Origin of the sequence: Streptomyces javensis, from assembly GCF_039525925.1 — a bacterium.
GTDB classification, from domain to species: domain Bacteria; phylum Actinomycetota; class Actinomycetes; order Streptomycetales; family Streptomycetaceae; genus Streptomyces; species Streptomyces asiaticus.
On record NZ_BAAAIF010000055.1, the window covers coordinates 62,929 to 71,172 of the forward strand.

An 8,244-nucleotide genomic window follows, 5' to 3' on the forward strand; every position below is an offset into this window, starting at 1 on the left:
ACACACCGCCGTCCGAGGAGTGGCGACCACCATGGCATCACCGAACATCGAGGCCATCCGGGCCTCCTACGCGGGTTTCCGCGACCGTGACATCGAGGGGATCCTCTCGGGCATGCACCCCGATGTGGAGTGGGTGCATCCGGAGGGGATGGCCAAGTACGGGCTCGGCGGCACCAAGCTGGGCCATGCGGGCATCAAGGAGTTCCTCGCCCATGTGCCGACCGTGCTGGGCGGGATGAAGCTCGCGCCGAAGGAGTTCATCGAACAGGGCGACCGGATCGTGGTGTTCGGCACCCGCGAGGTGACCTCGCTGAGCGGCAGGACCGTGACGCTGGACTTCGTCCACTCGTGGACGATGCGGGACGGCAGGGCGACGAGGATGGAGGACATCTTCGACACGGTGGCGTTCCATGAACTGATCGAGAGCTGAGCGAAACCGACAAGCCCTGACAGCCGTCCGCTCCCGCGCCGGAAAGGCACGGGAGCGGACGGCTGTCAGGCCCCAGATCTCAGACCGTACGGAAGACCTCGTCGTACTCCAGACGCGGCAGCCGCCCCATCCAGGCGTCCGGACCCGGCTTGCCGATGTTGACCACACAGACCGCCGCGTGCCGCCCGTCCTCGAAGAACTCCTTGGAGACGGCCGCGTGGTCGAAGCCGATCATGGGCCCGGCGGCGAGCCCCGCGGCGCGCACGCCCAGGATGAAGTAGCCCACCTGGATCGCGGTGTTGAACCGCGCCGACCCCTCACGGGCCTCCGGGTCGGCGAAGAACGCCTGCGGGTTCTCCATGAACGGCACCAGCCGCGGCAGCTCCTCATGGAAGTCCAGGTCCGCGGCGAGCACCGCCACCAGCGGGGCCTTGGCCGTCTTCTCCTGGTTCCGCCCCGTCATATGCGCCACCAGCCGGGCGCGCGCCTCCTCCGAGCGCACCAGCACCACCCGCAGCGGCTGCTGGTTCAGCGAGGTGGGGGCGTACTTGACCAGTTCGTGGATGGCGCGGACCTGCTCGTCCGTCACCGGCTCATCGGTGAAGGTGTTGGCCGTACGGGCCTCCAGGAACAGCTGCCGCTGCGCCTCCGGCGCCAGGGTGAGAGGGCTCAGGGCCTCGCTGCTCTCCGGTGCGCTCATGGAGCTCTCCTTGTGAAGCGATGGTGAAACGACGTGATCCGCCGCTGAATTAATTGGACTAGACGGGCTAGTCCATTGCGGTAAACGAAGGCTAGACTCACAAGTCCATCGAGGGCAAGACCGGCTTGGGGCGAGGAGGTTGGGCCGTTGCGGACGGACAGCGGTCCCCGGCGCGGCGCGGCGGGACGGCCCGTGGGCCCCCAGCCCGCCAAGCGGCAGGCGATATTGGAGGCGGCGGTGGCCGTCTTCCTGCGCGAGGGGTACGACCGGGCGAGCGTGGACGTCATCGCCGACGAGGCCCGCGTGTCCAAACAGACCGTCTACAACCACTTCGGCGACAAGGAGCGGCTGTTCATCGCCGCCGTCGAGGAGGAGCGGGAGCGGGTGGCGGCCGGTTTCGCCGCCGGTTCCCCGTACGCCCTCGGGCCGGACGGCGCCGGGGCCCCCGAGTCGTACGACTCCGGCGACGCCCGCACCGCGCTGCTCGCCTTCGGCCACCGGGTGCTCGCCGTACTGCTCGACGCGCGGGCCTCCGCGCTGCGCCGCCTGGTCATCGCCGAGGTCGCCCGCCATCCCTCGCTGCGCCCCGCGTGTGCGGAGGGGGAGCCCCAGCAGCTGGTGAAGTACCTCGCCGAGATGCTCGGCCGGCGCACCGGCAGCGGTGAGCTGAGCGTGCCCGATCCGGCCACCGCGGCCCGCCAGTTCGTGGCCCTGATCATCCAACAGGGGCTCTACCAGTCGATGTACGGCACCCGCCCGCTCGCCGAGGACGAGGCCACGGCGCTCTGTGAGAGCGCCGCCGACCTGCTCGTCCGTGCGTACCGCCCATGAAGCCCGAAGAGAGGTGCCACCCATGCGGGTGAGCGTGCTCGGACCGCTGACACTCGGCCTCGGCACCCGGTCCGGAGTGCCCAGCGCGATGAAGCCGCGCAAGGTGCTGTCCCTGCTGCTGCTCAACGCGGGCCGGATGGTGCCGGTGCAGTCGCTGATGGCCGAGCTGTGGGGCGATCAGCCGCCGCGCACCGGGCTGACCACGCTCCAGACGTACATCCTGCATCTGCGCAAGCTGCTCGCCGAGGGGCTGGGGATGTCGTCGGCCGCCGTCACCCGGGATGTGCTCCAGACCCGGCCCGGGGGGTACGCCATGGTGGTGAGCCCGGGCGAGCTCGACGTCCATCAGTACCGCGACCTCGTCGCCGAGGGCGAGGGCGCGCTCGAGGCGGGCGACGAGCGGACGGCGGACGCCTCCTTCCGGCGGGCGCTGGCCCTCTGGCAGGGCCCGGCCCTGGTCGACGTCACCCCGCACGGACGGCCGCTCCAGGCGGAGGTCGCCCGGCTGGAGCAGTCCCGGCTCACGGTCACCGAGCGCGGCATCGAGACCCGGCTGCGGCTCGGCGGCCATCTGGAGGTGCTGAGCGACCTCGCCTCGCTGGTCGTGGAGCACCGCTTCCACGAGGGCCTGCACGGTCAGTACATGCTCGCCCTCCACCGCTCCGGCCAGCGCACCCGCGCCCTGACGGTCTACCAGCGGCTGCGGATGGCGATGACGGAGGAGCTGGGCCTGGAACCCTCGGCGAAGCTTCAGCGGCTCCAGCAGGCGGTGCTGGTGTCCGACCCCCGGCTGGACCACGAGGCGGGGGCGGCGGGGCGGGGTCCGGTGGTGGCGTGAGGGGCGGCCGGTAGGGCGTCGGCGCCCTGGGGGCGCTGCCCCACGCCGCCGCGCAAGCTGCCTTCAGACCTGCCCTCAGAGCCTTCAGGCCTGCCCTCAGACCTGCCCTCAGATGTCGTCGTCCTCCTCGTCGAGCCGGGCCAGCCAGGTCGCCAGCCGCTCCACCGGGACCTCGAAGTCCGGGTTCAGGTCGACGAACGCCCGCAGCTGCTCGGCGAGCCACTCGAAGGTGACCTCCTCATCGCCGCGTCGCTGCTCCAGCTCCTCGATACCGCGATCGGTGAAGTACAAGGGTCGCTCCGGAAGGGGTGGTGTGGATCTACCCGCCCAGGATATGCGGCCCCGCACTCCGGTGAGCGACCCGAGGGCCGCCGGGCTTGACGTTCACGCGGGCGTCAATGTTTACGGTACGTCGACATGACCGACATGACAGCAGCGCACTTTTCCGGCAGAGCAGTGATCGTCACCGGCGGGGGCACGGGGATCGGGCGGGTCACCGCGCGGACCTTCGCCGAGCAGGGCGCCCAGGTCCTGGTGGTCGGCCGTACGGCGGCCCGGCTCGCCGAGACGGCCGCCGACGCCCCGGGCATCCGGCCGCTGGTGGCCGACGTCTCGGCCCCCGGGGCCGCCGAGCTGATCGCGGACGCCGCGATGGAGGCGTTCGGCCGTATCGATGTGCTGGTCAACAATGCCGCCGTGGTACGGCAGACGCCGCTCGGGGACATCCGGCGGGAAGCCGTCGACGAGATGCTGGCCGTCAATCTGCTCGCCCCGATGTACCTCACCCAGGCCGCCCTCCCGCGCTTGAGCGAGAGCGCGGGTGTCGTGATCAACGTCAGTACGGCGATCGGCCAGCGGGGCTGGCCGATGGCCGGCGCGGAGCTGTACGCCGCGCTGAAGGCCGCCCTGGACACGCTGACGCGCAGCTGGGCCGTCCAACTCGCCCCGCGCGGGGTGCGGGTGGCGGGGGTGGCGCCCGGCCCCATCGCCACCGGGATCGGGCATCACCAGGGGCTCGACGCCGAGCAGGTCGCCGCCCTGCGGAAGACCCTGATCGGGCATGTGCCGCTGGGGCGGTTGGGCCGACCGGAGGAGGTCGCCTTCTGGATCACCCAGCTCGCCCGGCCGGAGGCTGGCTACACGACGGGGGTCGTCCTGCCGGTGGACGGCGGCGCCCTGGTCGGTTAGGGAACAGCCCGCCGCAGGCGGCACGGGCCGTCGGACGGCTCTGGGCGCGAGTAGTCTCGCGGGCATGCGGATAGGGGAGTTGGCGAAGGCCACCGGCGCCACGACCAGGGCCTTGCGCTTCTACGAGGAGCGGGGGCTGCTGAGCTCCGCACGGGCGGTCAACGGCTATCGCGTCTACGACGAGACGGCGGTCAAGCGGGTGGCCAACATCCGCTATCTGCTCGACGCCGGGCTCACCCTCGAGGACATCGAGCACTTCGGCGCCTGCTTGGACGGCGACCTGCCGAGCAGCCGGCCCGCCGAGGCCATGCTGGACATCGCGCGCCGCCGCCTGAGCGTGCTGGACGACCGGATCGACACCCTCACACGGGTGCGCGACGAGCTCGCCGGGCGGTTGGCCGCCGCCTCCGGCGACCGGATCGCGGTCAGTCCGTCTGGCTGAGCGTCGCGCTCCCGACTGCCCCTTACGACAGGACGGTCACGGGTCGCATCCACCCAACCCCAGCAGTCGTCAGGGGGAGGATGCGGGCGCGGTGACAAACACCCACGCCGAGCGTGCGCGATCGCGCACATCGACCCCGGCGACAACGTCGGCCGGGCCAGGGGGCACCTCCCAGCGGTAGCTGGGGGAGAGCTCGCACCGACGGCAGCGAAAACGGTGGACCCGCAGCCGGTCTGACGCCACCGAACGGCCGGAAGGCCAGGCCCCCATGGGACCTGGCCTTCCGGATCAGCCGTACGGAACTGGGCGAATCAGATCTCGAAGACCTCGTTCACCAGCGCCTGCTGCTCCGACTGGTGCCGCTTGTTCGACCCCACCGCGGGCGAGGACGAGTGCGGGCGGGAGACCCGGACCAGGCGCTCGGCGGCGGGGACGTCCGCGCCGACCGACAGCTCCAGGTGGTCGATCAGGTTGAGCGCGATGAACGGCCACGCACCCTGGTTCGCCGGTTCCTCCTGCGCCCAGACGAACTTCTCGACGCCCGAGTACTTGGCGATCTCGGCCTGGAGCTCCGCACCCGGCAGCGGGTACAGCCGCTCCAGGCGGATGATCGCCGTGTCGTTCGCACCGCGCTTGTCCCGCTCCGCGGCCAGGTCGTAGTAGACCTTGCCGGAGCAGAAGACCACCTTGCGCACCGAGGCCGGGTCGACCGTCTCGTCGCCGATCACCGGGCGGAAGGAGCCGTTGAGGAACTCGTCGGTCTTCGACGCCGCGGCCTTCAGACGCAGCATCGACTTCGGGGTGAAGACGACCAGCGGCTTGTGGTGCGGGTTGTGGACCTGCCAGCGCAGCAGGTGGAAGTAGTTCGACGGCAGCGTCGGCGCGGCGACCGTCATGTTGTTCTGCGCGCACAGCTGGAGGAAGCGCTCGATCCGGGCCGAGGAGTGGTCCGGGCCCTGGCCCTCGTAGCCGTGCGGCAGCAGCAGCGTGACACCAGAGGTCTGGCCCCACTTCTGCTCGGCCGAGGAGATGAACTCGTCGACGATGGTCTGCGCGCCGTTGACGAAGTCACCGAACTGCGCCTCCCACATGACCAGCGCGTTCGGGCGGGCCAGCGAGTAGCCGTACTCGAAGCCCATCGCCGCGTACTCGCTGAGCAGCGAGTCGTAGACGTTGTACCGCGCCTGGTCCTCGGTGAGGTACAGCAGCGGGGTGTAGTCGTCCCCGGTCTCGCGGTCCACCAGCACCGCGTGGCGCTGGCCGAAGGTGCCGCGGCGGGAGTCCTGGCCGGCGAGCCGGACCGGGGTGCCCTCCATCAGCAGCGAGCCGATGGCGAGGGTCTCGCCCATGCCCCAGTCGATCGAGTCGTCCTCGATCATCGCCGCGCGCCGCTGGAGCTGCGGGAACAGCCGCGGGTGGACGGTGATCCGGTCGGGGGTGTTGACCTGGGACTCGGCGATCCGCTTGACGACCTCCTGGGAGACCGCCGTCTGGACCGAGACCGGGAACTCCGGCTGCGGCTCGGGGACCTCGGCCGGGGCCGGGGCCGAGACCGCGTCGCGGACCTCGGTGAAGACCTTCTCCAGCTGGCCCTGGAAGTCCTGGAGCGCCTGCTCGGCCTCCTCCAGGGTGATGTCGCCGCGCCCGATCAGCGACTCGGTGTAGAGCTTGCGCACCGAACGCTTCTTGTCGATCAGGTCGTACATCAGCGGCTGGGTGAAACCGGGGTTGTCGGTCTCGTTGTGGCCGCGGCGCCGGTAGCAGATCAGGTCGATGACCACGTCCTTGTTGAACGCCTGGCGGAACTCAAAGGCGAGCCGCGCGACGCGCACGACGGCCTCCGGGTCGTCGCCGTTGACGTGGAAGATCGGCGCCTCGATCATGCGCGCGACGTCCGTGGCGTACATCGAGGAGCGGGACGCGGCCGGGGCGGCGGTGAAGCCGACCTGGTTGTTGATCACGATGTGCACGGTGCCGCCGGTGCGGTAGCCGCGCAGCTGCGACATGTTCAGCGTCTCGGCCACGACGCCCTGGCCCGCGAAGGCCGCGTCGCCGTGGAGGGCGACGGGCAGCACCGTGAAGTCGGTGCCGGCCTTGCCGATGATGTCCTGCTTGGCGCGGACGACGCCCTCCAGGACCGGGTCCACGGCCTCCAGGTGGGAGGGGTTCGCGGTGAGCGAGACCTTGATCTGCTCGCCGTCCAGACCGGTGAAGGTGCCCTCGGCGCCCAGGTGGTACTTGACGTCACCGGAGCCGTGCATGGACTTCGGGTCGAGGTTGCCCTCGAACTCGCGGAAGATCTGCGCGTACGACTTGCCGACGATGTTGGCCAGCACGTTCAGCCGGCCGCGGTGGGCCATGCCCACGACGACCTCGTCCAGGCGCGACTCGGCGGCCGCGTCCAGCACCGCGTCCAGCAGCGGGATGACGGACTCGCCGCCCTCCAGGGAGAACCGCTTCTGGCCGACGTACTTGGTCTGGAGGAAGGTCTCGAACGCCTCGGCCGCGTTGAGCCGGCGCAGGATGCGCAGCTGCTCCTCGCGCTCCGGCTTGTCGTGGCTGCGCTCGACGCGGTCCTGGATCCACTTGCGCTGCTTGGGGTCCTGGATGTGCATGAACTCGATGCCGGTGGTGCGGCAGTACGAGTCGCGCAGCACGCCCAGGATGTCGCGCAGCTTCATCATGGACTTGCCCGCGAAGCCGCCGACCGCGAACTCGCGCTCCAGGTCCCACAGGGTGAGCCCGTGCTCGACGATGTCCAGGTCGGGGTGCTTGCGCTGGCGGTACTCCAGCGGGTCGGTGTCGGCCATGACATGGCCGCGGACCCGGTAAGAGTGGATCAGGTCGAAGACCCGCGCCGCCTTGGTGACGTCGTCGTCGTGGCTGACGTCGATGTCCCTGAGCCAGCGGACCGGCTCGTAGGGGATGCGCAGCGCCTTGAAGATCTCGTCGAAGAACTCGTTCTCGCCGAGCAGCAGCTGGCTCATGATCCGCAGGAACTCGCCGGAGGCGGCGCCCTGGATCACCCGGTGGTCATAGGTGCTGGTCAGCGTCATGACCTTGGAGATGCCCAGCTTGTTCAGGGTGTCCTGGGAGGTGCCCTGGAACTCCGCCGGGTACTCCATGGCGCCGACGCCGATGATCAGGCCCTGGCCGGGCATCAGCCGCGGCACCGAGTGGACGGTGCCAATGCCGCCCGGGTTGGTGAGGGAGGCCGTGACGCCGGTGAAGTCCTCCATCGTCAGCTTGTTCGCGCGGGCGCGGCGGACGATGTCCTCGTACGCCTGCCAGAACTCGAAGAAGTTGAGCGTCTCGGCCTTCTTGATCGCCGCGACCACGAGCTGGCGGTCGCCGTTGGGCTTGACCAGGTCGATGGCGAGACCGAGGTTGATGTGCTCGGGCTTGACCAGGGTCGGCTTGCCGTCCTTCTCGGTGAACGAGTGGTTCATCGAGGGCATCGCCTTCAGCGCCTGCACCATGGCGTAGCCGATCAGGTGCGTGAAGGACACCTTGCCGCCGCGGGCGCGCTTGAGGTGGTTGTTGATGACGATGCGGTTGTCGAACAGCAGCTTCACCGGGACCGCGCGGACCGAGGTGGCGGTCGGCAGCTCCAGCGACGCGTTCATGTTCTTCGCCACGGCGGCGGACGGGCCGCGCAGCGTGACCAGCTCGGGCCCCGCGGACGGCGCGGCGGGCTCCTTCTTGGAGACCGTCGGCTCGGCCGGGGTCGGCTTGACCGGCGCGGGCTTGGCCGGCGCGGGCTTGGCCGGGGCCGCCGGGGCGGCCTTCGCGGCGGGGGCCGCGGGCTGCGCCGC

General features: G+C 70.4%; 8 protein-coding genes. 5 read left to right on the forward strand and 3 right to left on the reverse strand.

Translation table 11 applies throughout. The annotated features are described in order from the left end of the window. Positions 1-31: 31 nt before the first annotated feature. Positions 32-430 carry a nuclear transport factor 2 family protein gene (locus ABD329_RS34865; RefSeq protein WP_198280713.1) on the forward strand — a complete coding sequence of 133 codons (399 nt, stop codon included), beginning with the start codon at positions 32-34 and terminating at the stop codon, positions 428-430. Positions 431-509: 79 nt separating this feature from the next. Here the strand turns inward: ABD329_RS34865 and ABD329_RS34870 are convergent, their stop codons facing one another. Then, positions 510-1,130 carry a malonic semialdehyde reductase gene (locus ABD329_RS34870; protein WP_198280714.1) on the reverse strand — a complete coding sequence of 207 codons (621 nt, stop codon included), beginning with the start codon at positions 1,128-1,130 and terminating at the stop codon, positions 510-512. A 147-nt stretch (positions 1,131-1,277) separates the two neighbouring features. Here ABD329_RS34870 and ABD329_RS34875 point away from each other — a divergent pair, with 147 nt between their 5' ends. Together ABD329_RS34875 and ABD329_RS34880 are read left to right on the forward strand one after the other, a co-directional pair. Next, the gene (locus ABD329_RS34875; protein ID WP_198280715.1) at positions 1,278-1,961 is read left to right on the forward strand and encodes a TetR/AcrR family transcriptional regulator; all 684 of its coding nucleotides are present in this window, start codon (positions 1,278-1,280) and stop codon (positions 1,959-1,961) included. A 22-nt stretch (positions 1,962-1,983) separates the two neighbouring features. Further along, positions 1,984-2,799 carry an AfsR/SARP family transcriptional regulator gene (locus ABD329_RS34880; RefSeq protein WP_198280716.1) on the forward strand — a complete coding sequence of 272 codons (816 nt, stop codon included), beginning with the start codon at positions 1,984-1,986 and terminating at the stop codon, positions 2,797-2,799. Between the two features lie 108 nt (positions 2,800-2,907). Here the strand turns inward: ABD329_RS34880 and ABD329_RS34885 are convergent, their stop codons facing one another. Continuing rightward, positions 2,908-3,090 (reverse strand): DUF6104 family protein, encoded by a 183-nt coding sequence (locus ABD329_RS34885; RefSeq protein WP_198280003.1) that lies wholly within the window; start codon positions 3,088-3,090, stop codon positions 2,908-2,910. Positions 3,091-3,216: 126 nt separating this feature from the next. On the opposite strand from ABD329_RS34885, the gene ABD329_RS34890 reads away from it, so the two are divergent. Further along, entirely contained in the window at positions 3,217-3,987 is a 771-nt protein-coding gene (locus ABD329_RS34890; protein WP_198280002.1) for an SDR family NAD(P)-dependent oxidoreductase, read from the forward strand. A gap of 64 nt (positions 3,988-4,051) precedes the next feature. Then, positions 4,052-4,429: a MerR family transcriptional regulator gene (locus ABD329_RS34895; protein WP_198280001.1), complete on the forward strand. Its 378-nt coding sequence runs from the start codon at positions 4,052-4,054 to the stop codon at positions 4,427-4,429. A 311-nt stretch (positions 4,430-4,740) separates the two neighbouring features. Here ABD329_RS34895 and ABD329_RS34900 read toward each other — a convergent pair. Further along, on the reverse strand, positions 4,741-8,244 hold a 3,504-nt coding region (locus ABD329_RS34900), incomplete at its 5' end, for a multifunctional oxoglutarate decarboxylase/oxoglutarate dehydrogenase thiamine pyrophosphate-binding subunit/dihydrolipoyllysine-residue succinyltransferase subunit (protein WP_344317404.1).